Source organism: Microtetraspora malaysiensis, from assembly GCF_050947145.1.
Classification (GTDB): Bacteria; Actinomycetota; Actinomycetes; order Streptosporangiales; family Streptosporangiaceae; genus Microtetraspora_A; species Microtetraspora_A malaysiensis.
In genome coordinates this window covers 4,504,624-4,526,843 of sequence record NZ_CP191998.1, presented here as the reverse complement: position 1 = coordinate 4,526,843, position 22,220 = coordinate 4,504,624, and the positions used below count along the sequence as shown (strand labels likewise).

The 22,220-nt window shown below is 70.8% G+C and carries 24 protein-coding genes and 1 pseudogene; 9 read left to right on the top strand and 16 right to left on the bottom strand.

The genetic code is table 11. The annotated features are described in order from the left end of the window. Positions 1–7: 7 nt before the first annotated feature. Both ACQP1V_RS21420 and ACQP1V_RS21415 read right to left on the bottom strand, forming a co-directional pair. The gene (locus ACQP1V_RS21420; protein WP_433425649.1) at positions 8–1,357 is read right to left on the bottom strand and encodes a serine hydrolase domain-containing protein; all 1,350 of its coding nucleotides are present in this window, start codon (positions 1,355–1,357) and stop codon (positions 8–10) included. 73 nt (positions 1,358–1,430) lie between these two features. Then, positions 1,431–1,754: an ArsR/SmtB family transcription factor gene (locus ACQP1V_RS21415; protein ID WP_433425647.1), complete on the bottom strand. Its 324-nt coding sequence runs from the start codon at positions 1,752–1,754 to the stop codon at positions 1,431–1,433. A 120-nt stretch (positions 1,755–1,874) separates the two neighbouring features. Here ACQP1V_RS21415 and ACQP1V_RS21410 point away from each other — a divergent pair, with 120 nt between their 5' ends. Then, the gene (locus tag ACQP1V_RS21410; protein WP_387409806.1) at positions 1,875–2,771 is read left to right on the top strand and encodes an LLM class F420-dependent oxidoreductase; all 897 of its coding nucleotides are present in this window, start codon (positions 1,875–1,877) and stop codon (positions 2,769–2,771) included. A 68-nt stretch (positions 2,772–2,839) separates the two neighbouring features. Here ACQP1V_RS21410 and ACQP1V_RS21405 read toward each other — a convergent pair whose 3' ends face one another. Then, entirely contained in the window at positions 2,840–3,682 is an 843-nt protein-coding gene (locus ACQP1V_RS21405; protein WP_433425645.1) for an NAD(P)H-binding protein, read from the bottom strand. 80 nt (positions 3,683–3,762) lie between these two features. Here ACQP1V_RS21405 and ACQP1V_RS21400 point away from each other — a divergent pair, with 80 nt between their 5' ends. Further along, positions 3,763–4,257: a MarR family transcriptional regulator gene (locus ACQP1V_RS21400; RefSeq protein WP_433425643.1), complete on the top strand. Its 495-nt coding sequence runs from the start codon at positions 3,763–3,765 to the stop codon at positions 4,255–4,257. 279 nt (positions 4,258–4,536) lie between these two features. After that, the gene (gene recD2, locus ACQP1V_RS21395; RefSeq protein WP_433425642.1) at positions 4,537–6,756 is read left to right on the top strand and encodes an SF1B family DNA helicase RecD2; all 2,220 of its coding nucleotides are present in this window, start codon (positions 4,537–4,539) and stop codon (positions 6,754–6,756) included. Between the two features lie 9 nt (positions 6,757–6,765). Here the strand turns inward: recD2 and ACQP1V_RS21390 are convergent, their stop codons facing one another. Next, entirely contained in the window at positions 6,766–7,497 is a 732-nt protein-coding gene (locus ACQP1V_RS21390; protein ID WP_433425640.1) for an ArsR/SmtB family transcription factor, read from the bottom strand. Between the two features lie 241 nt (positions 7,498–7,738). Between ACQP1V_RS21390 and ACQP1V_RS21385 the strand changes: the two genes are divergently transcribed. Beyond that, entirely contained in the window at positions 7,739–8,944 is a 1,206-nt protein-coding gene (locus ACQP1V_RS21385; RefSeq protein ID WP_433425638.1) for an Ig-like domain-containing protein, read from the top strand. Between the two features lie 128 nt (positions 8,945–9,072). On the opposite strand, the gene ACQP1V_RS21380 is transcribed toward ACQP1V_RS21385, so the two are convergent. The 3 genes from ACQP1V_RS21380 to ACQP1V_RS21370 form a co-directional block, all read right to left on the bottom strand. Beyond that, positions 9,073–9,555: a TIGR03618 family F420-dependent PPOX class oxidoreductase gene (locus ACQP1V_RS21380; RefSeq protein ID WP_433425636.1), complete on the bottom strand. Its 483-nt coding sequence runs from the start codon at positions 9,553–9,555 to the stop codon at positions 9,073–9,075. Between the two features lie 49 nt (positions 9,556–9,604). Continuing rightward, positions 9,605–11,074, bottom strand: a complete 1,470-nt coding sequence (locus ACQP1V_RS21375) for an MFS transporter (protein WP_433425634.1) — start codon at positions 11,072–11,074, stop codon at positions 9,605–9,607. A 147-nt stretch (positions 11,075–11,221) separates the two neighbouring features. Then, on the bottom strand, positions 11,222–11,998 hold the full coding sequence (locus ACQP1V_RS21370; RefSeq protein WP_433425632.1) for an alpha/beta fold hydrolase: 777 nt from the start codon (positions 11,996–11,998) through the stop codon (positions 11,222–11,224). A gap of 57 nt (positions 11,999–12,055) precedes the next feature. On the opposite strand from ACQP1V_RS21370, the gene ACQP1V_RS21365 reads away from it, so the two are divergent. Next, positions 12,056–12,529 (top strand): MarR family winged helix-turn-helix transcriptional regulator, encoded by a 474-nt coding sequence (locus tag ACQP1V_RS21365; protein ID WP_433425630.1) that lies wholly within the window; start codon positions 12,056–12,058, stop codon positions 12,527–12,529. Between the two features lie 102 nt (positions 12,530–12,631). Here ACQP1V_RS21365 and ACQP1V_RS21360 read toward each other — a convergent pair whose 3' ends face one another. The 7 genes from ACQP1V_RS21360 to ACQP1V_RS21330 all read right to left on the bottom strand — a co-directional run bounded on the left by ACQP1V_RS21360 (position 12,632) and on the right by ACQP1V_RS21330 (position 17,906). Continuing rightward, on the bottom strand, positions 12,632–13,120 hold the full coding sequence (locus ACQP1V_RS21360) for a MarR family winged helix-turn-helix transcriptional regulator (RefSeq protein ID WP_433425628.1): 489 nt from the start codon (positions 13,118–13,120) through the stop codon (positions 12,632–12,634). A 63-nt stretch (positions 13,121–13,183) separates the two neighbouring features. After that, positions 13,184–13,984, bottom strand: a complete 801-nt coding sequence (locus ACQP1V_RS21355; RefSeq protein WP_433425626.1) for an ABC transporter permease — start codon at positions 13,982–13,984, stop codon at positions 13,184–13,186. Then, positions 13,977–14,762, bottom strand: coding sequence for an ABC transporter permease (locus tag ACQP1V_RS21350; RefSeq protein ID WP_433425623.1), 786 nt, complete (start codon positions 14,760–14,762; stop codon positions 13,977–13,979). The genes ACQP1V_RS21355 and ACQP1V_RS21350 overlap by 8 nt, the downstream gene beginning before the upstream one ends. Then, entirely contained in the window at positions 14,759–15,685 is a 927-nt protein-coding gene (locus ACQP1V_RS21345; RefSeq protein WP_433425621.1) for an ABC transporter ATP-binding protein, read from the bottom strand. Before ACQP1V_RS21345 ends, ACQP1V_RS21350 begins: the two co-directional genes overlap by 4 nt. Positions 15,686–15,780: 95 nt before the next feature. Next, a complete protein-coding gene (locus tag ACQP1V_RS21340) occupies positions 15,781–16,293 on the bottom strand; it encodes a GNAT family N-acetyltransferase (protein WP_433425619.1) in 513 nt (170 codons plus the stop codon). A 61-nt stretch (positions 16,294–16,354) separates the two neighbouring features. Further along, positions 16,355–17,107, bottom strand: coding sequence for a phytanoyl-CoA dioxygenase (locus ACQP1V_RS21335; protein WP_433425617.1), 753 nt, complete (start codon positions 17,105–17,107; stop codon positions 16,355–16,357). Between the two features lie 58 nt (positions 17,108–17,165). Then, positions 17,166–17,906: an SAM-dependent methyltransferase gene (locus ACQP1V_RS21330; protein ID WP_433425615.1), complete on the bottom strand. Its 741-nt coding sequence runs from the start codon at positions 17,904–17,906 to the stop codon at positions 17,166–17,168. A 185-nt stretch (positions 17,907–18,091) separates the two neighbouring features. Here ACQP1V_RS21330 and ACQP1V_RS21325 point away from each other — a divergent pair, with 185 nt between their 5' ends. The 3 genes and pseudogenes from ACQP1V_RS21325 (at position 18,092) to ACQP1V_RS21315 (ending at position 19,935) form a co-directional block, all read left to right on the top strand. Continuing rightward, complete coding sequence (locus tag ACQP1V_RS21325) at positions 18,092–18,532, top strand: SAM-dependent methyltransferase (RefSeq protein WP_433425613.1); 441 nt, start codon at positions 18,092–18,094, stop codon at positions 18,530–18,532. Between the two features lie 91 nt (positions 18,533–18,623). Further along, positions 18,624–18,794, top strand: a pseudogene (locus ACQP1V_RS21320) (response regulator transcription factor); the annotation flags it as partial. 373 nt (positions 18,795–19,167) lie between these two features. Beyond that, complete coding sequence (locus tag ACQP1V_RS21315) at positions 19,168–19,935, top strand: GNAT family N-acetyltransferase (RefSeq protein ID WP_433425611.1); 768 nt, start codon at positions 19,168–19,170, stop codon at positions 19,933–19,935. Positions 19,936–20,074: 139 nt separating this feature from the next. Here the strand turns inward: ACQP1V_RS21315 and ACQP1V_RS21310 are convergent, their stop codons facing one another. Next, positions 20,075–20,791, bottom strand: a complete 717-nt coding sequence (locus ACQP1V_RS21310) for an SDR family NAD(P)-dependent oxidoreductase (protein WP_433425609.1) — start codon at positions 20,789–20,791, stop codon at positions 20,075–20,077. A 110-nt stretch (positions 20,792–20,901) separates the two neighbouring features. Next, positions 20,902–21,582 carry an NADPH-dependent F420 reductase gene (locus ACQP1V_RS21305; protein ID WP_433425607.1) on the bottom strand — a complete coding sequence of 227 codons (681 nt, stop codon included), beginning with the start codon at positions 21,580–21,582 and terminating at the stop codon, positions 20,902–20,904. Positions 21,583–21,654: 72 nt separating this feature from the next. On the opposite strand from ACQP1V_RS21305, the gene ACQP1V_RS21300 reads away from it, so the two are divergent. Further along, positions 21,655–22,077, top strand: a complete 423-nt coding sequence (locus ACQP1V_RS21300; RefSeq protein ID WP_433425605.1) for a MarR family winged helix-turn-helix transcriptional regulator — start codon at positions 21,655–21,657, stop codon at positions 22,075–22,077. The last annotated feature ends 143 nt before the right edge of the window (positions 22,078–22,220 follow it).

Sequence of the window (22,220 nt, the reverse complement as noted above, 5' to 3'; positions counted from 1 at the left end):
GGGCGTGTCAGCGCCAGCCGCCCTCGTCCACGCCGCCGGGGACCGGCGCCGAGGCGTCGTACGGCTCACGCGTGAAGACGAACGTGTTGAGGTCGATGTGGACGCCGCCCTCGGGGGAGTGGACCACGCGCAGCGTCTCGCCCGCGTAGTACCCGTCGAGGCCGAGCCAGGTGCCGTCCGGCTGGGCGACGAACCGGGAGGCGCGCCCCTGGCCGCCGACCGGGGTGAGCGAGACGCCCCGGTCCGGCAGCAGCCGCAGCAGGTAGGCACTCGGCCCCCAGTACCACGGGCCGGTGAGCGCGAGCAGGTCGGCGTCGGCCGTGCCGGGCAGCCACTCGGCCGGCAGCGCCGGCTCGTGCGCGGCGAGAATGTCGAGCAGGTCCTTCGTGAGCGAAGCTCGCACGCCCGAGGTGGTGTTGGCCAGGAACAGGACGCCCAGGTCGGCGGCCGGGTCGGCCCACACGGTGGCCAGGAACCCCGGCATCGATCCGGTGTGCCCGGCCAGGCGACGGCCGCTGTGCCGGACGAGCTGCAGGCCGAGACCGTACCCCGAGACCCAGCTCTCGCCGTCGTCGACCGCGGCGGGCTCGCGCATCTCGGCGAGGGTGTCGGGGCTCAGAACGCCCCCCGTATGGCCGGCGACGAAGGCCGTCCAGCGGGCGAGATCCACCGGAGTGGACCAGAACTGCCCGGCCGGGGCCATGGCGCCGTGGTCGTTCTCGGGCTCCGGAAGCAACACGTCGGCCCAGGGGTGCACCGCGTAGCCCTGGGCGTGCGGGGCGCGCGGCCGCGTCGTCGTGCCAGTCATGCCGAGCGGTTCGAGGACCTCCTCACGCACCGCCTGCTCCCACGGCATCGAACGCTTGCGGGCGACCAACTCGCCGAGCAGCGCGAAGCCCAGGTTGGAGTAGTGGTAGCGACGGCCGGGGCGGTGCCGGGAGAGGCCGGAGCCGAGACCCGCGAGCAGCTCGTCGGCCGGCGCACCGGGCGTGCGCTCCCACCACGCCCCCGGCGGCTCGGCGGTGAGCCCGCTGGTGTGGGAGAGCAGGTGGGCGACGGTCACCTCGTCGGCGGGCGTGCCGGGCATGTGCTTGCCGAGCGGGTCGAGCAGGTCGAGCGCACCCTCGTCGCGCAGCCGCATCACCATGACCGCCACCATGCTCTTGGTGATCGACCCGATGCGGTACTGCGTCTCCGCCGTCGGCGACTCGCCGTCAACCCTGCCCCGGAAACCGAGCCAGGCGACCTGACCCCCTCGGACCAGCGCTGCGGCCAGTGACGGCACACGTGACTCCGCCTGCTCGGCCGCCAGTCTGTGCAGCAGGGCGCGAGCCGTACGTTCTTCGACCTTCGACATGGGTCCAAGGCTAGCGGCGTGCTCCGACAGACCCGGACGGCATCGGCGGGTCCCACGCCCGGTCAGGGGCGGCTCAGCCGGCCCCGTCCACGCCGTCCGCGCCAGCCGCTTTCTCCCCGCTCCCAGGCTCGGCGCCCTCGGCCAGGACGAGGTCGAGCAGGCCGGGGAAGCGGGCGCCGAACTCGGCCGCGCGCAGCCGGTTGACGCGGCGGGTGCCCTCGTCGCGCTGCTCCAGCAGCCCCGCCTCCCTGAGGACCGCGAAGTGGTGGCTGAGCGTCGACTTGCTCACCGGGATGTCGAAGGTGCCGCACGCCTTGGTCCATTCGGGCGAGGCGGCGACCTGCCGGATGATCAGCCGCCGCACCGGATCGGCGAGGGCGTGCAGGGCGGACTGCAAAGTCGCCTCCTGGGGATGCACGTGGGTGAGGGACCGGCCTCGGCCGGTACCCCCACTGTTCGATGCGCGTCGAACATCTGAGTAATGTTCCATCTCGATCGAACATCTTAGGAGGAGCTCATGGACGACCAGCGGACCAGGATCGGCCGGGTGGGGGTATGGCACGCCGCGATCGGCCGCCTGTCGGGGGAGGCGACCAGGAAGGCGGTCGCCGAGATCGAGGAGTTCGGCTACGGCACCCTGTGGTTCGGCGAGGGATCGACGACCAAGGAGGCGCTCAGCAACGCGGCGATCCTGCTCTGCTCCAGCAGGCGGATCACCGTCGCCACCGGGATCGCGAACATCTGGGCCCGCGACGCCACGGCGATGGCCTCCGGCGCGGCCACGCTGGCCGAGGCGTTCCCCGGCCGGTTCGTGCTCGGTATCGGCGTCAGCCACGCCCCGCTCGTCCAGTCGCGCGGCCACGACTACCGGCGGCCGGTGGCCGCGATGGCCGGCTACCTCGACGCGATGGACCAGGCGAGGTACGACGCGAAGGCCCCCACCCATCCGGCGCCCCTCCTGCTGGCCGCGCTCCGGCCCAAGATGCTGGGGCTGGCCCGTGACCGCGCCGACGGCGCGCATCCGTACTTCGTGCCGGTCGAGCACACAGCGCGGGCGCGCGAGGTGCTCGGGGACGAACCGGTCCTCGCGCCCGAGCAGGCCGTCGTGCTCGAGCGCGACCCCGGCGCCGCGCGGGCGTACGCGCGCGAGCACATGGCGCCCTACCTGGCCCTGCCGAACTACGCCAACAACCTCCGCACGTTCGGGTTCGACGACGACGACCTCGCCGACGGCGGAAGCGACCGGCTGGTGGACGCGATCGTCGCCTGGGGCGACGAGGACGCGATCCGCGACCGGGTGCAGGCGCATCTGGACGCGGGTGCCGACCACGTCGCGATCCAGCCCCTCGCGCCCGGTGGCCGGCTGCCGCTGGAGCACCTGAGGGAGCTCGCGCCCGCCCTGCTTTCTCTCTGACAAGCCCTCGGACGGGCCTTCAGACGAGTGTCGTGCCGTGCCGCCCATAACGGCCAGGCGACGGCGAGTCAGCCACGGAATGCTTCGGCATGATCGGCGGCCCAGGTGGCGAAGGTCCGCGCGGGCCGGCCCAGGACGGTTGCCACGGTGTCCGACGATGGGCCGGGCGTCTCCGTGCGGTCGGCCAGGTAACCGAGCAGCCGGTCCGGGACATCCTCCGGATGGCCCTGGGCGATCATGGCCTCGCGGACCCGCTGGGGCGGGAGCTCCTCCCAGGCCAGCTCTTTGCCGAGCGCCTCCCCAAGGAGGCGGACCTTGTCGCGCTGGGTGAGCGACTCGGGGCCGGTGAGCACGTAGCGGCGCCCGGCATGATCGGGGTCGACGAGCGCCCGGGCGGCGACGGCGGCGACGTCCCGCTCGTCGACGGGCGAGGTCGCGGCGTCGCCGTAGGCCCCTCGGACGACACCGGCCGCGCGGATCTGCGGCGCCCAGGCGAGGCTGTTGGCAGCGAAGTCCGAGCACCGCAGACAGGTCCACGGCAGGCCCGATGCGATGACGGCGTCCTCGGCCGCCGCGAATCCGTCGGCGAAGCGGCGCTCACCGCCACCGAACTCGACGGTTGCCGCGGACAGCAGCACCACCCGCTCCGCCCCTCGCTCGGCCGCCAATGCGACCAGCTCCGCGGCGGCGTCCCCGACCGCACGCGGACTGATCAGGACGGCACTGATGGCATAAAGCGCGGGCGCCAGCGATGCGGGCCGCGAGGAATCACCACTCACCACATGGACGCCTTCCGGCAGCGCGGCGGTGGCCGGGGAGCGGGTGACAGCCGCCACCTTCTCCCCACCCTCCAGCAGCAGCTCTATGACTTCCCGCCCCACGTTGCCCGTCGCCCCGGTCACCAGGATCATGGCCAGTCCTCCTCGTTCGCCGATTCGTGTGCCAGTACGCTGAGTCACCCGAAACCCATACGATACGAGAACGATATTATATGAGTTCCATAGAATCTCCCGAAAGTGGAGACGCCGCGCGCAACAAGAGGCGGCTGGCAAGCACGATCAAGGACTCACTGCGTGAGCTGAGTGTCGAGTTGTCCATGCTCAACCACCAGGTCAGCGCCCACCTGTCCCTCAAGGACGTCGACCTCGGGTGCCTGGACCTCCTCGTGCGTCAGGGCCCGATGAGCCCGAGCGCTCTCGCCCGCCGTGCCGGCCTCCATCCCGCCACCCTGACCGGCATCCTCGACCGGCTGGAGCGCGGCGGCTGGGTCGTACGTGAACGCGACCAGAACGACCGCCGCTCGGTCGTCGTCCGCGCCCTGCGTGACCGCAACGCCGAGGTCTTCCACCTGTTTTCAGGGATGAACGCAGCGATGGACGAGATCTGCGACCGCTACGACGAAAAGGAACTCGCGCTCCTCGCTGATTTCCTCCGGCGGGCCACGAGCGCCGGCCAGGTCGCCGCCGATGACTTGGCCGGCGGTTGAGCAGGCGGTCCGCCCCTCACCGGATCCGGCGGATTCGACACCGCGGACGTACGTGCTGCCGCGCCGGCCGCACGGCGGGAGCGTCCGGGGCCCGGCCCCGCACAGGCCCCCGATGGCGTGCCGCCCGGCAGGGATAAGAAGGCCGGCAGTCAGGCCAAGCCCCATAGATACCCCGAACGGGCGGCCGGCCTGGCCGGGCTCGCAAAGGTGATCACTGGTGTTTCATTGCCGGACTCCTGGCCTAGGCTTGCCCCGGGTGTTCGGTATGGAGGTGACGGTGTGAACCCCGAGGCATCTGGTGGCTCCGGTACCTGTCTTTCGGCGGTTCTGGAACGGATCACCTACGCCAACGAGGAGACCGGCTACACCATCGCCCGGGTGGCGACCGAGCGCTCAGGAAACGAGCTGCTCACCGTGGTGGGGCCGTTGCTGGGCGCCCAGGTGGGCGAGTCCCTGAGCCTCACCGGCCGGTGGACCTCCCACCCCCGGTACGGCAAGCAGTTCGAGGTGTGGTCGTACACCACCGTGCTGCCGGCGACCGTCCAGGGCATCCAGCGCTACCTCGGCTCGGGGCTGATCAAGGGGATCGGCCCCAAGATGGCCGAGCGGATCGTGGACCACTTCGGCACCGACACCCTGCGGGTGATCGAGGAGGAGCCCGGCCGGCTGGTGGAGGTGCCGGGACTCGGCCCCAAGCGCACCAAGATGATCGCCGCCGCCTGGGAGGAACAAAAGATCATCAAAGAGGTGATGATCTTCCTGCAGGGAGTCGGCGTCTCGACCTCGATCGCGGTCCGCATCTTCAAGCAGTACGGCGACAGCTCGATCGAGGTGGTACGCAAGGAGCCCTACCGGCTCGCCGACGACGTGTGGGGCATCGGGTTCAAGACCGCCGACACGATCGCGCAGGCGGTCGGCATCCCGCACGACAGCCCGGAGCGGGTCAAGGCGGGCCTGCGCTACACGTTGTCCCAGGCCGCCGACGACGGCCACTGCTACCTGCCCGCGCCCAACCTGGTCACCGACGCCGTGAAGATCCTCGACGTCTCGGCCGAGCTGGTCACCACCTGCCTGGATGAGCTGACCGCGGACGACTCCCGCGAGGCGAGCGTCGTCCGGGAGGAGATCCCGGCGGCCGAGGGCACGGTGCCCGCGATCTACCTGGTGCCGTTCCAGCGGGCCGAGGCGTCACTCGCCGCGACGCTGCGCGGCCTGCTCACCACCTCCGGAAACCGGCTGCGCGCGTTCGAGGAGGTGGACTGGCCGGTCGCGCTGGACTGGCTGCACGGCAAGACCGGCGCCGAACTCGCCCCCGAGCAGGCCCAGGCCGTACGGCTGGCGCTGACCGAACGGGTCGCCGTGCTGACCGGGGGACCGGGCTGCGGCAAGAGCTTCACGGTGCGCTCGATCGTCACGCTCGCCAGGGCCAAGCGCGCCAAGGTCATCCTCGCCGCGCCGACCGGCCGGGCGGCCAAGCGGCTGGCGGAGCTGACCGGCCACGAGGCGACCACCGTGCACCGCCTGCTGCAGCTCCGGCCGGGCGGCGACGCCACCTTCGACCGGGACAACCCGCTGGACGCCGACCTGGTCGTGGTGGACGAGGCGTCCATGCTCGACCTGCTGCTGGCCAACAAGCTCGTCAAGGCCGTCGCGCCCGGCGCGCACCTGCTCTTCGTCGGCGACGTCGACCAGTTGCCCTCGGTCGGCGCGGGCGAGGTGCTGCGCGACCTGCTGGCCGCGCCCGACATCCCTAGGGTGCGGCTCACCCAGATCTTCCGGCAGGCGCAGCAGTCCGGCGTTGTCGTCAATGCGCACCGGGTGAATACCGGCCAATCGCCTCTCGTGCGCGAATTCCCTGACTTCTTTCTTTTCCCATGCGAAGAGCCGGAAGAAATCGCCGCGCTCACCGTGGACGTCGTCGCCCGCCGCATTCCGGCGAAGTTCGGGCTCAATCCGCGCCGCGACGTGCAGGTGCTCGCGCCGATGCACCGGGGCGCGGCCGGGGCGGGCGCGCTGAACATCGCGCTGCAGGAGGCGCTCACCCCCGCGCGCGAGGGCATGCCCGAACGCCGGTACGGCGGGCGGGTGTTCCGCGTGGGCGACAAGGTCACGCAGCTCCGCAACAACTACGACAAGGGTGCCGCAGGCGTGTTCAACGGCACCGTCGGCGTCGTCACCGGCATCACGCCGGAGGAGAGCAAGCTCACCGTCCTGACCGACGAGGACGAGAACGTCGACTACTCCTTCGACGAACTGGACGAGCTGGCCCACGCGTACGCGGTGAGCATCCACCGCTCGCAGGGCAGCGAGTATCCGGCCGTGGTCATCCCCCTCGCGACCAGCGCGTGGATGATGCTGCAGCGCAACCTGCTCTACACCGCGATCACCAGGGCCAAGAAGCTCGTGGTCATCATCGGCTCCCGGCGCGCCCTCGGCCAGGCCGTACGCACCAAGGGGGCGGGCAGGCGGCACACCGGGCTGACCCACCGCCTGCTGTGAGCCCGGCGGCTACGTGCCGCCGCCGTCGTCGAGGGAGAGCCGCAGCGCCGCGACGTCGATGCCCAGCAGGCGGGAGAACGCCTCGGCTCCGGCCGGGCCGACGGTCAGGGCGCGCCCCGAGCCGATGCGGGTGACCCATCCCTGGTCGAGCGCGTGGCGGCAGAGGGCGGCCCCGGCCGTCCCGGCCAGGTGCGGGCGGCGCTCGGTCCAGTCCAGGCACTGCCGGGCGAGCGGTCGCCGGCCGGTGGTGCCGGGCAGGCCGCCGAGCACGTCCTCCAGCCAGGACGTCCCGGCCTCGGTGAAGGCGAAGCCCGTCCGCCGTTCGAGCAGGCCGTGGCCGGACAGAGCGTCGGCGACCGCGACTCCGAGCCGCCCGGCCATGTGGTCGTAGCAGGTGCGGGCGAAGGCCAGCGCGCGGCGCGCGCCGGCGACGCGCAGGGTCCCGGGCGGCGAGCTCGCGGGCGGGTCGTGCGCCGCCATGTCCTCGATCAGCTGCGCCACGACCGGGTCGGCGAGCCGTACGTAGCGGTGGCGCCCCTGGTGCTCCTCGGCCAGCACGCCTCCGGCGACCAGGCGCGAGAGGTGCTCGCTGGCGGTGGATGGGGCGACGCCCGCGTGCCGGGCCAGCTCGCCGGCCGTCCAGGCCCGCCCGTCGAGGAGCGCGAGGCAGAACGCGGCGCGGGTGCCGTCGGCGAGCAGCCCGGCCAGCCGGGTCAGCGCGATCTGGGAATCGGAGGCCATCCGTCCATCATGGGTGCCGCACATTGCGGCCGGCGCCGAAGTGTCGCGCCATATTGACGATGATCATGCTTTTGGTTTGACGCGCACTTTACTCGGATAGAACTAAGTTCAGGGTATTACGTAACGAAAGTGTGACCTAACTCTCCAAAAGAACGACTACGGGTGGAGTTGGTCCTAATAGAGTCTTGTGTTGCACTTTGCCATCATGGGGGAGACGTTTGCGTTGACCACTAACACGCGCATGAGATTGCCACTCGTCGGCCTCGCCGCCGCCACGGCCGTCGTGTTGTCCGCTTGTTCCGGGGGCTCGGGCGCAGGGGGCGCTTCGGGAACCGACGGCTCCGGCGACACCGGAGCGACCGCGGCCGCCGCGCCCACGATCAAGATAAGTCCGACCGAGGGCAGCGCGACGGTGCGCCCGGACAAGACCGTCGTCGTCACCGCGGCGAACGGCTCGCTTGAAGAGGTCACCCTGGAGACCGACGGGGAGCAGGTCGAGGGGGCGTTCAACAAGACCCGCACCAAGTGGATCTCCAAGCAGCCGTTGAAACCGTCCACCAACTACACGGTGTCGGCCAAGGCGAACGGCGACGGGGGACCCGCGACCGCCACGAGTGATTTCACCACCATGAAGCCCAAGATCGAGCTCGCGGTCGCCGACGTGACCCCGGGAGTCAAGGGCGAGACGGTCGGCGTCGGCATGCCCATCATGGTGACGTTCAACCAGGCCGTGCAGGACAAGGCGGCGGTCGAGGCCGCCCTTGAGGTGAAGGCGCAGAAGCCGGTCCCCGGCGCCTGGCGGTGGATCAACGACAGGCTGGCCATCTATCGGCCCGCCAAGTTCTGGCCCGCGCACCAGACCGTCACGTTCACCGCCCACCTCGCCGGCGTCAAGGGCGGCCCGGAGATGTACGGCGTCGAGGACCACACCGCCAAGATCAAGATCGGCGCGGAGTGGGTCAGCTACGTCAACATCAAGACGCACATGATGGTGGTCAAGCGCGACGGCAAGACCGTGCAGACCATGAAGATCAGTGCGGGCAACGGCACCACCCGCGAGTACACGACCACCAGCGGCGTCCATCTGACCATGGAACGCGGTAATCCGGTCACCATGATCTCCCCGGGTAAGAAGGAGGGCGAGCCCGGCTACTACAAGGAGATCGTCGACCACGCGGTCCGCATCTCCAGCAGCGGCGAGTACGTGCACAGCGCCCCGTGGTCGGTCGGCTCCCAGGGCCGGGCCAACGTCAGCCACGGCTGCATCAACGCCCACCCGACGCAGGCCAAGTGGTACTACCAGAACTTCCACCGGGGCGACGTCGTCAAGATCGTCGGAACCACCCGCGCGCTCGAGTGGAACAACGGCTGGGGTTTCTGGCAGATGCCGTACAGCCAGTGGAAGAAGGGCAGCGCCCTGAAGTCCCAGCCCCAGTCCCAGGGATAGTCCGACCTTCACCGGCCCTGGCCGTCCCCGCAGCGGGGACGGCCAGGGCCGTTCTGTGGCTGGCCACGGCGCTCGCCCCCGCCGTCGTACGCGGACGGGCGAACCCTCCGCCCTGGTCGTGGCCATGGTCAGCCCTCGGCGGCGATGTCCAGCGCCGTTCCGTACAGGCGGGACACCCGGATCCTGATCACCACGCGCCGGTCCGCCACCATCTGCTCAAGGAAGGCCGCCTCGTCCGCGGGATCCGCGAAGCCGGGCGTCAGGGCCAGCAGCTCCCGTCCGACCGCGTCGCCGGGAACGGTCGACGCCTCGGACACCTCCGCCTCGCCCTCGGCGACGACGAACGACCAGGCATCCGGGCTCACATGCAGGGCGGCATGCGGATCGCGTCGCAACTGGCGCACCTTGAGACGGTCGGCCGTGGAGGAGATCCGCACCACGCGCTCCTCGGGGCTCCAGCGGTGGACGACGGTGGACAGATGCGGGTGGCCGCTGCTCCTGACAGTCGCCAGCACTCCGAACTGCTGATCGCCCAACGCCTGTGACAGTTCCTCCTGGGTGAGAACCCGGGGCTCGGGTCCGCTGCCCGGCTTGTGCTCGGTCGCGCTCATGGGACATGCCTTTCGTGTGGTCGTGAAGTTCGGGTGGTCGTGGAGGAGGTCAGGCGGCCGTGGTCCGGGTGGTGGCGGGGACGGGCTCTCCGGGCCGCTCACTCGGCCGCCGCAGTACGACGAGGGCGACGGCGAAGGCCACGGCGAGTAGTCCGGCGCCGACGGCGAAGGCCAGGCGGTAGCCGCCGGTCAGCGCGACGGCCTGGCTCATCCCATCCGCGAGCAGCCCCTCGGTACGGGAGGCCGCCAGCGTGGACAGCACCGCGACCCCCATGGCCATGCCGACCTGCTGCGTGGTGTTGAACAGCCCGGAGGCGAGGCCCGCGTCGCCGTCGGCCGCCCCGGACATGGCGAGCGCGGTCAGCGCCGGAAGGGCGAGGCCGAAGCCGGCGGCGAGCAGCATCACCGGCAGCAGGTCGGTCACGTAGTCCGCGTGCACGGGGACGCGGGCGAGCAGCCCGAGGACACCGACCAGCAGGACCAGCCCCACCAGCAGGACGTTGCGCTCGCCGAAGCGGGCGTTGAGCCGCGCCGAGACGCCGAGCGACACGGCGCCGATGAGCGCCGCCGCCGGGAGCATCGCCAGCCCGGTCGCGCCCGCGCCGTACCCGAGGACGTTCTGCAGGTACAGGGCGAGGAGGATCTGGAAGGCGAACAGCGCGGCGACCATCAGGACCTGCACCAGATTGGCTCCCGAGACGGCGCGGGAGCGGAAGATCCGCAGCGGCATGAGCGGGGAGCGCGCGGTGGCCTGGCGGGCGACGAACGCGACGAGCAGCGCGGCAGCGAGGGCGCCGGATCCGAGCGTGACACCCGAGGTCCAGCCGCGCTCCCCGCCGGTGACGACGGTGGAGATCCCGAGCATCAGCCCGGCGGTGATCAGGACGGCGCCGAGGACGTCGGCCCCGGCCGCGAGTCCGATCCCGCGCACCGCCGGCAGCGCGTACGCCCCGGCCGCGAGCGTCGCGAGCCCGATCGGCAGGTTGATGAAGAAGATCCAGTGCCAGTCGAGGGCGTCGGTGAGGACGCCGCCGAGCACCTGGCCGATCGAGGCGCCGGCCGCGCCCGTGAAGCTGAAGACGGCGATCGCCCGAGCCCGCTCCCGCGGCTCGGTGAAGAGCGTCACCAGGATGCCGAGGCCGACCGCGGAGGCCATCGCGCTGCCGACGCCCTGCAGGAATCGGGCGGCCACCAGCACGGCGGGCGTGGTGGCGGCCCCGGCGAGCACGGAGGCGGCGGTGAAGAGCGCGGTGCCGGCCAGGAACATCTGTTTGCGGCCGACCAGGTCGCCGAGCCGCCCGGCGAGCAGCAGCAGGCTGCCGAAGGCGATCAGGTACGCGTTGACGACCCAGCTCAGGCCGGCGGGGGAGAAGCCGAGATCGCTCTGGATGGCGGGCATCGCCACGGTCACGATGCTGCCGTCGAGGACGACCATCAGCGTCCCGGTGGCGATCACGCCGAGGGCGATCCGCCGCGATCGGGCCGGTGCCGATGAGGGGGCCGATGAGGGGGTGGACATGGGAGGTCCCTCCTGTCAGACGAGACAACAAGAGGGACCGTAGCAGATAGTTCCGTTGCAGACTATCTCTCTCGGTTCTACTCTTCGTCGAGCACCCACCACCCCCATCTGCCCGACCGGGCCGGTTGAGTGCTCCCTGTGCTGCGGTCACACGGTGCGCAGGAAGTCGTCGAGGATGTCGTTGTAGAGGTCCGGGCGCTCCATGTTGGGGTAGTGGGCGGTGCCGTCGATCGAGGTCGCGCGGCCGTCGGTGACGGTTTCGGCGAGGCGTTCGGCCATGCCGATATGGTCGGGCGAGTCGAGGGCGCCGTTGATGGCCAGCACGGGTACGTGGATCTTGGGGATGCGTTCCCAGGTGTCGCGCACTGGAACGAGCAGGTTCGCTTCGCCGACGGCGTGCTTGGACATGGTGGCCCTGGCCATCCGGCGCAGGTTGGCGGCGACGCCGGGATCGAGATCACCAACGGTGCGATACGGGCCCGCGGCGAAGAGCATGAAGCCATCGATCGAGGCCTCCAGATCACCGGCGGCCATCGCCGCGTGCCATGTCGCCATGGACCGGGTGGTCCAGGGGTCGGCGAAGTACGGCTCGCCGGTTCCCGCGCCGCCGACGACCACGGCGCCGACCAGTTCCGGGTGCTCCAGCGCGGTCTCGACCGCGATGCTCGCACCCATGGATACTCCCGCCACGATCGCGGGACCCACGCCCAGGTGACGCAGTAGCGCGGCGAGGTCGTCGGTGAGCCGGTACGGCTCAGCGGCGTTGGCGGAACGGCCGCGGCCACGGGCGTCGGGGGCGATCACACGGTAGCGGGAGGAGAAGAAGGAAATCTGGTCGTCCCACATGCTGTGGTCCACGAAGCCGCCGTGCAGCAGGACGAGGGGTCGGCCGGTGCCGGTGTCGAGCCAGAACTGATTCTTCATGACAACTAAGGTGTCATTATTGGGCCAAGATGACAACCGAGCTGTCACTATTGGAGGGTGAGCGAGACAGACCGTGGCCCGGCCTCCGAAGAGCTGACCGACCGGCTCAGCGAGGTATTCGACCTCGTGGGTCCGCTCTACCGGCGCGCCTATCGCAAAGTGGAGCAGGACGCGCCCATCGAGGGGCTGTCGGTGGGCGTGCGGGCCGTACTCAACATGCTCCGCGAGAACGGGCCCATGACCGTCCCCCAGATGGGCCGGGCCCAGGCGCTGAGCCGCCAGTTCGTGCAGCGCATGGTCAACGACGCGGCCGCGCGGGGCCTGGTCGAGTTCGTCCCCAATCCGGCGCACAAGAGGTCCTTGCTCATCCGGCTGACGAGGGAGGGCCGGGCCGCCATCACCGCCGTGTTCGACCGCGAGCGGGCGGTGCTCCGCCAGGTCGGCGGCGACCTCACCGACAACGACATCACCGCCTGCATTCGCGTCCTCTCACGCCTTCTACGCCATCTCGACGACGTCGACGTGGACTGAAGCGGAGATATTGCAGGCTGGCGGCGTTTCCGTTGGATCTTTCGCCGCCGCTACCGGAACCTCTACCGGGTCGACCTGGGTTGCGGACTATCTTTTTCGGTTCTACTTTCCGCGCTGGCGGGCCCGCCGTACCGGCTGGGGGCTCTCCACGGGCGCGGCCAGGTGACCGTCGGCGAGCCGGTTCAGCGCGCGGACCAGGACCTCGCGCTCGCCTTCCGGCAGCGCGGCCAGCGCCTCCGCGTGGACCCGGTCCACGATCTCCTGGCTGTGCCGGGCGACCCGTGCACCCTCCTCGGTGACCGCGATGATGCGGGCGCGCCGATCGGTGCTGGAGGGGCGGCGCTCGGCGAGGCCCGCCTCCTCCAGGGCGTCCACCGTGACGACCATCGTGGTCTTGTCCATGTCGCCGATCTCGGCGAGCTGGATCTGGGTGCGCTCCTCTTCCAGCGCGTGGACCAGCACGCAGTGCATCCGCGCGGTCAGCCCGATCTCGGCGAGCGCGGCGGCCATCCGGGTCCGCAGGACGTGGCCGGTGTGGTCGAGCAGGTACGACAGGTCCGGTTCGGTACGGGTCGGCGCCATGGCGGTCATAGCCGCAGCATAACAATCCGATCCGTCGTGGATTATCCGCTGGCAGACGTCCTCGGGGGCCGATCATGTTCCCGTGCTCTGGTAGTGCCGGAGCTGGCGGGACCAGATCCGGTAGGCGAGGGCGAACAGCGTCACCCCCAGCAGAGGACTCCCGTACGCCACCGGCGCGGGCACGTTCAGCTCGCCGGTCCGGTCCAGCAGCACGCTCGCCGGCACGTACGCCACAAACGCCACGGGCAGCACGAACGTCAGCGCCCACTGGGCGGCGCCGCCGAAGACGCTCATGGGATACGACCCGAACTTGCTGAACAGGTCGTCGGCGAACGCCCGCACCCCCAGCGTGTTCCACGTGCGCAGCGCCAGCGACGCCAACGCCAGCGACACGGCCGCCTCCACCAGCGCCCCGCCCACGACGGCCGCCAGGCAGAACAGGATCGAGGCCGGCCCCAGCGGCGGCAACGCCACCACCAGGAGGACCAGCCCCGCCAGCAGGTCGCCGAGCTGTCCCACGCCCAGGCGCTTGGCCATGATCTGGACGAGCGGGTTGAGCGGACGCAGCAGCACCCGGTCCAGCTCTCCCTCGCGAACCAGCCAGTCCAGGCCGATGAGACTGCTGAACGGCAGGACGTAGAGCGCGTGCGCGGTCAGGCGCATGCCGTACAGGAACGCGATCTCCCGCAAGCTCCAGCCGCCGACCGCCGGGAACGTGTGCATGACGACCCACACGAAGGCGAAGCCACTGCCCTGGTAGGCCACCCCGGCGGCGATGCCGATCACCAGATTCAGCCGGTACTGCAGCGCGCCGCGCATGGCTGCACGCTGCAACCGCCAGTACAGGCGCAGCGCGCGCACGACCTCAGCCACCCTGGATCACCACCCTGTGGTGGGCCCGCCGCCATATCGCCCACAGCACCCCTGCCAGCGCCGCGATCCACCCGATCTCGACGGCCACCGCCTGGCCGATCTGCCCGCCCGAGAGCTGCCCCACGTAGACGGCCGCCGGGACGTAGCCCATGTACTTGAACGGCAGGGCGTCGGCCAGGACGCCGAGCGCCCCGGGGAAGAACGACAGCGGCACCATCGTCCCGGCGAAGAAGTGGCTGACCAGCCGGTACAGCAGCGAGATCGCCCCCGTCTCCAGCGTCCAGAAGCCGATCACGCAGATGAGCAGCGACATCATCACCGAGATGACGTAGCCGAGCGCCAGCGTCACCGCGTAGCCGATCGGGTGCTCGGTGGGAGTGATCGTGCCGACCAGCAGCACCACCGGGATCGCCGGGGCGAGCATCAGCAGCCCTCCGGCGGTGTGCCCGGCCTGGAACGCGGCCATCTGGGGCAGATAACCGGTCGGCCGGGACAGGTCGAAGAACACCGTGCCGGTGCGGATCCGGAAATGCGCAATGATCGGGATGATCGGGGTGGTGACGAACGCCTGGAGGTTGGCCAGGCTCAGGTAGGCCAGCAGCGCCTCCAGGGTGAGCCCCCGGGGGTCAGACTCCCGGCCGCTGTACAGGGACGTCCAGACCATGCGCAGCAGGAACACCTGCGCGACCAGCGCCACCACACTCATGATCACGTCGCTGCGGTAGGCGAACTGAAAGCGCATCCCGACGCGGGCCATCCCGGCCAGCGGGCGGATCATCGCTCGCTCTCGGCGTAGATGCGGGTGATCACGCTCTCCAGGTCGGGCTCCCGGATCGACAGGTCGCGGATGGGGTGCTCGGCCGCGACCTGGGCGATCAGCTCGGGGATCGGCCGTCCGGCGGCGATCTCGAATGTGCGGGTCTCGTCGTCGGCCAGCTCGACCACCAGCCGCCGCGGCGGCGCGTAGGCCGTGACGAGATCGTCGATGCCGCCGTCGTACAGCACCCGGCCCTTGTCGATGAGGATGATCCGCTCGCACAGCGCCTCGACGTCGGCCAGGTCGTGCGTGGTCAGCACGACGGTGGTGCGGCCGAGCCGGTTGGTCTCGGCGATGAACTCCCGCACCGCCTGCTTGGCCATGACGTCGAGGCCGACGGTCGGCTCGTCCAGGTAAAGGATGGGCGGGTCGTACAGCATCGCCGCCGCCAGGTCGCCGCGCATCCGCTGGCCGAGGCTGAGCTGGCGGACCGGGGTGTTCAGGAAGTCGTCGAGCCCGAGCAGGTCGCACATGCGGCGCAGCGATCCGGTGAAACGGGCGGAGGGTACGTCGTACAGGTCGCCGACCAGGCGCAGCGAGTCGATCAGCGGCAGGTCCCACCAAAGCTGGCTGCGCTGGCCGAAGACCACGCCGACCGCTCTGGCGTTGGCCTCCCGGTCCCGCCACGGGACCCGGCCGTCCACCTCGATCAGGCCGCTGGTGGGGGTGAGGATGCCGGTCAGCATCTTCACCGTGGTGGATTTGCCCGCGCCGTTCGGGCCGAGATAGCCGACGATCTCGCCGGCGGAGATCTCGAAGCTGACGCCGTCCACGGCGGTCCGCTCGTCGTATCGGCGGGTCAGGAGGGTGCGCAGGGGGCCGAGGGGGCCGCTGAAGGTGTGCGGGCGGCGGAAGACCTTCGTCAGCGACTCGACCCTGATCATGGCGACATCCTTCACGCGGAGGATGTCGCCTGGCAACTGTTTTCTTCCGGCCCCGGCCGGCCCGCCCGCGAACGGTCAGCGGAGGCCGGACGTCGTCAGGAGTCCGCGGGGGAGATCCGCATCTCCAGAACCTGGCCGGGCCACTCGCCGACGACGAACTCGACGGTGCGGGAGAACCCCACGCTCTCGTAGTACCTGACGAGCCTGCCGTCGTCCCCGGCGTAGCAGTCGACCCGCAGCAGGCCCACGCCGAGCCGGGCCGCCTCCTCGCGGGCCCAGCCGAGCAGGGCGGAGCCCACACCCCGGCCGGAGAACCGGCGGTCGATCACAAGCATCTGCACGTACAACTCCGGCTCCGGCGCGGGGGTCACGTACGGCATGGCGGGGCCCACCACGATGCTGCCGGCCGGCTCACCGTCGATCTCGGCGATGCGCATGTCACCCTCCGACGCCCGGCGGGTGACGCTCTCGATCCTGGCCGCGTCGGTGGAGAACGGCGTGCTGCCCCACTGGCCGGTGCGCCCCTGCTCGGCCAGCCAGGCCACCGCGCTGTCGAACATGCCGAGCATGGCCGGAACGTCGTCCGGGCCGCCCTTTCTGATCTTCATCGGGCGATCCTAACAGTGGTCCGACGAACCGCCACGATGCCCCCGAAGCCGGATGAAACGGTCACGATCGACCGCCCCGCGTCACCTGGTCGAGCGGCGTGGAGCCGCCCGGGCTGAGCGGCGTCCGCAGGAACATCGGGACCTGCGACATGAACCGGGGCCGACTCCCGCGATGCCGCTGGGCCGCGTGGACCAGGAACGGGTGGCAGATGTAGGCGTCGCCCGGCACCCCCGTGGCGAGCGCCTCCGGCCGGTGCGCGGTCGCCTCGTCCAGGATCGGCCCCGACTCGAAGAACGGCAGGCCGCCCTCGCCGTACGGCTCCAGCACCCGCGCCGCGTCCCGGTGGGAGCCCACGCGCAGGCGGGTGGGCGCGTCGTCCGGGCCTACCTCGGAGAACAGGAGCAGGAGAAGGAAGGTGTGCGACCGGTCGGTCACCACGCCCCAGGCGTCGTCCGGACCCGGGACGTTCTGGTCGATGTGCCACCCGGCGTCGCCGGAGTCCTCCGGATGGGGGAAGCGCACCGGGGTCATCCCGATCACCGGGCGCGGCACCCAGCCGCCCGCACCCGCGACCAGATCGAGCGCGTCGGTGAGGCGGGCGGCGTGCATCACCTCGCCCAGCGCCCCCTCCCCGCTCGGCTCCACCCACACCACCGGGCGGGTCCACTCCTGCGGGCGTTCCGGCGACAGGCCGAGGCGCTCCCATAGCAGGGCCAGGGCGCGCTCGCCCGTCTCGCGCGGGAACGCCTCCTCGACCTTGAGGAACCCGTCGGCCGCGAACCGCTCGATGGCGGAGTCGTCGAAAGGAGTCACGGCCGGACCCTAGAGCCCGCCGCGCGCCGGAGGCGACCGGTTTATCCGCCGCAGGCGCTCAGCACGGGCGGACGACGAACACGCCCCATCCCAGGTGCCGCCGGCCGTACGCGAGGTGGGAACGGCGGGAGCGCTCCAGGAAGGCGCGCACCTCCGCCGCCTCCGGGTCGCCGGGATTGGCACGCAGCCAGTCGCTGAGCGCCCACCACTGCGGAGCCATGTAGCGATCCCAGCTGTCCTGGTCGGCCAGCACCATCTCGATCAGCTCGACCCCGGCGGCCTCGAACCGGTCCAGCGTCTCGGGCAGCGTCCCGAACGACGCGGCCTCCACCTGGAGCGCCGCACACGCCTCCGCCGGAGGCGGCGAGATCCAGTACGGCTCGCCGACCAGCAGCAGACCACCGTCGCGCAGCCCGGGACGCATCAGGTCGAGCGTGCCCGCGAGGCCGCCGCCGATCCAGGTGGCGCCGATGCAGGAGACGATGTCGTACGCCCCGGGCTCGACGGCGTAGGCCCCGGCGTCGCCCCGTTCGAACCGGACTCGGTCGGCCACGCCCAGCTCCTCGGCGCGCTCGTGGGCGGCGGAGAGGAAGACGTCGCTGATGTCGACGCCGACGCCCTCCGCTCCGTGGTCGGCGGCCCACCGGCACAGCATCTCGCCCTTCCCGCAGGCAAGGTCGAGCTGCCGTACGCCCGGCGAGACACCGCAGATCTCGGCGAGCAGGGCCATCTTGTCGTGGGTGAGCGGGTTGAGGATCCGGTTCCGGTCCTCGGCGATCTCGTGGAAGCGCAACGACATGGGGGTCATCCTGTGCCCCCGCGCCCCCTCCCGGCGACCGGTTTTCACCCCACCGCGAGCCCGCGCGGCCGGGGGAGTGGCGACCCCTCATGACGCCCGGCGCGGAACAGACCAGTCATCGTGACGGATTCGGAGGGCGAGCCGACCGCCGTAAAGTCACGGCCATGACTATAGAACTGCACTCGGTGGGAACCGTGATCGGCGGACGCGCCGAGGCGTATGACGACGGCTGGAACGCAGAGGAGGCGGTGATCCGCCTGGACGGGAATCGTTTCGGGCCGGAGTCCCTGGCCGGCCTGGACACGTTCTCGCACCTGGAAGTGGTCTTCCAGTTCCACCTCGTGGATGCGGATTCCGTGCAGACGGCCGCGCGCCGGCCCCGGGGCAATCCGGACTGGCCGCTGGTGGGAATCTTCGCGCAGCGCGGCAAGAACCGCCCCAACCGGCTGGGCGTCTCCCGCTGCCGCCTGCTCGGCGTGGACGGCCTCGACATACGCGTGCGCGGCCTCGACGCCATCGACGGCACCCCGGTTCTCGACCTGAAGCCTTACATGGTCGAATTCGGTCCGCAGGGTGAGGTCGTACAGCCGGTCTGGGCGACCGAGTTGATGCGTTCTTACTACTGAGGAGTGGCATGCTGTACGGCCGTCAGGTGGAGCAGGCCCGGGTCGACGAGGCGCTCCACGGCCCGGCCGGCGACCCGCTGGCGGCGCTGACCCCCAGGAGCTCCAGGTGGTACGGCTGGCTGTCACGGGAGCCTCCAACCGCGAGATCGGCGCGCAGCTGTTCCTGAGCCCGCGCACGGTCGCCTACCACCTGTACAAGGCCTTCCCCAAGCTGGGCGTCTCGTCCCGTGGGGAACTGGCCAGGCTGGTTCCGTTGACCTAAACACGGGCGGGTCCAGCGCAATGGCGGAAGCGGAGGCCAGCCGCAGGAGCCGTGGATCCCGCCCGAGCGCATCCGCGTGGCGCGTGACAGCGGGCCGGGACAGCCGAGACGCAGAGAAAGCACTTGCTCGCCCCCGCCGGCCGTGGAAGAGTGGCGCACGCTCTGCGATCTCGCAGACGGACTCACGGTGAGGAACGACAGCCAATGACCTCGGCGTCCCCCAGCGGCCGCCACCGGCACTGAGCGCCCGCTTCCCAGCAGCCTCAGCCTGTCGCGCATGGCGGCCCCATGATTCGGTGCCGAACGCACCGCCGGTTCGCCCTGCCCGAGTTCGCCTCGGGCTCATCGTGAGACTTCGTGAGGTCAACCCACCATGGACATCCAGGTCCAGAGCTTTGCCGTCGCCAACCTCCGCCGCCGCCCCGTGGTCGTTGAGATCGGCGGCTTCGTCGCGGGCTTCAACCCCGACACCGACAGCCCCTACCTCAACTACGCGACCCCGCTGCCCGGCGCAGAGCCGACCGAGCGGGACGTCGCGGCCCTGATCACGTCCTTCCGGGAGCGTGGCCTGCTGCCGCGGCTGGAGTTCGCACCGCAGGCCGCACCTGCCGTGGCGCCCGCGCTGCGGGCGGCGGGCTTCGGCACCGAGGCCGTGCACGAGTACCTCGTCTGCACCCCGAGCACGCTGACGGCCCCTCACCTCACCGACGCACCGCGTGTGGAGACCCCGGCCACCGACGAGGAGTACGCCGCGCTCGACGCCGCGCTCGGGGAGGCATTCGGCGGACCCTTCGCCTCCTCCCCGCAGGGTGTCGCCCTGCTGCGGCGGACCCAGCAGAGCGGTGGTGCCGTGCGCTTCGTCCGCGCCCCGGACGGCGGCTGTGCCGGCGGGGCGTCCTGCTCTCCGCCGGCCGAGGACACCGCCGAGCTGTCCGGCGTCGGAACCCGTCCGGCCTACCGCGGCCGCGGCATCGCCGGCGCGGTGACCGCCGCGCTGACCGGAGCGATGTTCGTCCAGGGGGCCGCCTCGGTGTGGTTGGAGTACTCCGGCGACGGCTCCCGCCGCGTCTATGAGCGTGTCGGCTACCGGCCGCGGGGCACCCGCCTCTACCTCTCACTGCCCACGGAGCTGCGGCACTGATCGCACAGACCCGCTCGGGGGCGGCGACAGGTCGCCGCCCCCCGAATGGCGCGCCGCCAGCGGTCCAGTAGCTCGGCGATGACGCCGTACGCGGTGCGTTCCGTGTCTGCGTCCGGGCGCCCGGTTCCCGTGACGCCGGTCAACGCTGGTCGCCGCCGGCGTCTGAGGTGGCGCCGACCGTGACGCCTTCCCCAGCGGGGACGCTGCGGCCGCTGTGGAGGACTTCCCGTTGCCATTGCTGTCGCGGCTGGGTGTGCAGCCGCCAGTAGTGTTCGGCGATGTCATCGGGGTCGAAGGCCGTACCCGGAGCGACGGGGCCGTCGACGGTGACGCTGGCCACGTGGACTCCGGAGGGCCCGTATTCCTGGTCGAGCAGGTCCACCAGCGTTCGCACTCCGGCCTTGCCGAGCGAGAGACTGACATATTGCGATTTCGGCTCGGGCATGCCGCCGGTGATGATGAACGAACCACTCCCGCGCCGCGCCATCGCGGGCGCGATGTGGGCGGCGGCGGTGAGCGCGCCGACCACGTTGACCGCCCAGGCGTCCAACTGGGCGCGCGCCGGCAGCTGTCCGGGCGTGTCCGCCTGGATGATCGCCGCGTTGTAGACCACGACGTCGGGGAGGCCGAGCTCATCGGACGCCGCGTCGAGGGCAGCACGCAGCGCCGTCTCATCGGCGCTGTCGGCGGTCAGCGAGACGATGGGCACGCCGGAGGCGGAAACCGCCTCGGCCGCGTCGGCGAGTGTTCCGGCGCTCCGTGCGATCAGGGCGATCGGCAGGCCCTGGCGTGCGAATCGGCGGGCGACCGACCGGCCGATCCCTGGACCGGCTCCGATGACCACTGCTCCCGGCATAACTGACTCCTTCGCTGGGTGATTGCTGATAATCGGGACCGCAGCCGGCGATGCCTGGCCGGCTCCTCCCTCGGACGCTGAGGCGGGTCGGCCAGGCGTCGTGCCTGACATCAGCTGGGGACGGCGACGGGGGCAGGCGCCAGGACCGCCGAGATCTGAGCGGTCAGGTCGGCCGGGGTGAACATGTGGGGGAACAGAACACCGCCGGGGTCCAAGGGCGCCGACTCGGCGAGGGCGCCGATGTGAACAGGGACGAAGCCGGTGGCTCGTACCAGAGCATGAACGATTCCGCTGGCCTCAGGATCGTCGCCGGCGACCGCCATGGCCCAGAAGCCCGGCTGGGCGGATCCCCGGTAGGCGAGGGACTCGTCCATCACGTGGGAGAAGGCCCGGACGATCGTCGACTGCGGCAGGCGCTGGGCGGTGCGGGTTCCCCCGGTCAGGCCCGAGGCGAGTGTCGAGATGATCCGTCCGTCCGCGGAGACTCCCATGGGATTGCTCGCGTCGATGACGATCTTCCCTGCCAGGTGCGCGGCCGTGGCCGCCAGGACCTCGTCGACGGCCTGGTAGTTGAGCGCGTTCAGGACGATGTCGGCGGTGGCCGCGGCCTGCTCCAGCGACGCGGCCTCGGCCCGGGGCCCCAGCTCGCCGGTGAAGGCGAGGAGCTTTTCCGGCGTGCGGACGCCGAACGTCACGTGGTGGCCGGCGTCGATCCAGAAGCGGCCGATCGCCCGGCCGATCGGACCGGCTCCGAGAATCCCCAGCCGCAGTGGAGTGGTTGAGTTCCGCATGAGCAAGACCTTAAAGCTTGAATTATTCAAACTGCAAATGTCCTAGCTTGAGGCAGTTGCTAGGATGGAGGCATGGACAGTGGCGAGGTGCGCGACTTGGCCGCCGAGCGGGAGATCTGCGGACTGGTGGCGGAGCTGGCACGACGCATCGACGACCACGTCCGCCGGCGCGTGGTCGAGCTTGAGCTGACCGGGCCACAAGCGGTCGCGCTACGTGAGCTGACCGGTCCGATGACGATGCGGGAACTCGCGCTGCGGATGGGGTGCGAGCCGTCCAACGTGACCTACATCGCCGACCGTCTGGAGAAGCAGGGCATCATCGAGCGGCAGGCCCATCCCCACGACCGCAGAGCCAAGCGACTCGCCCTGACCGCGCAGGGCGGCGCCCTGCGCGAGCAACTGATCAAAATTCTGTCCCAGGGCTCGCCGCTGGCCGGTTTGTCCTACGAGGAGCAGAAATCCCTTCAGGACCTGCTGCTCAAAGCCGTGCGCTGACCAGTGAGCCGATATCCGTACGAGCCTCCACGTGCTCGCGGTCGTCTCCGGCCAGGTCGCCGGCCTTGCCGTAGAAGATGTCTTTGCTCGCGCTGTTCCAGTTTCTCCGTGGCGCTTTCAGGCCTTCGTTGATCTCGCGGCAG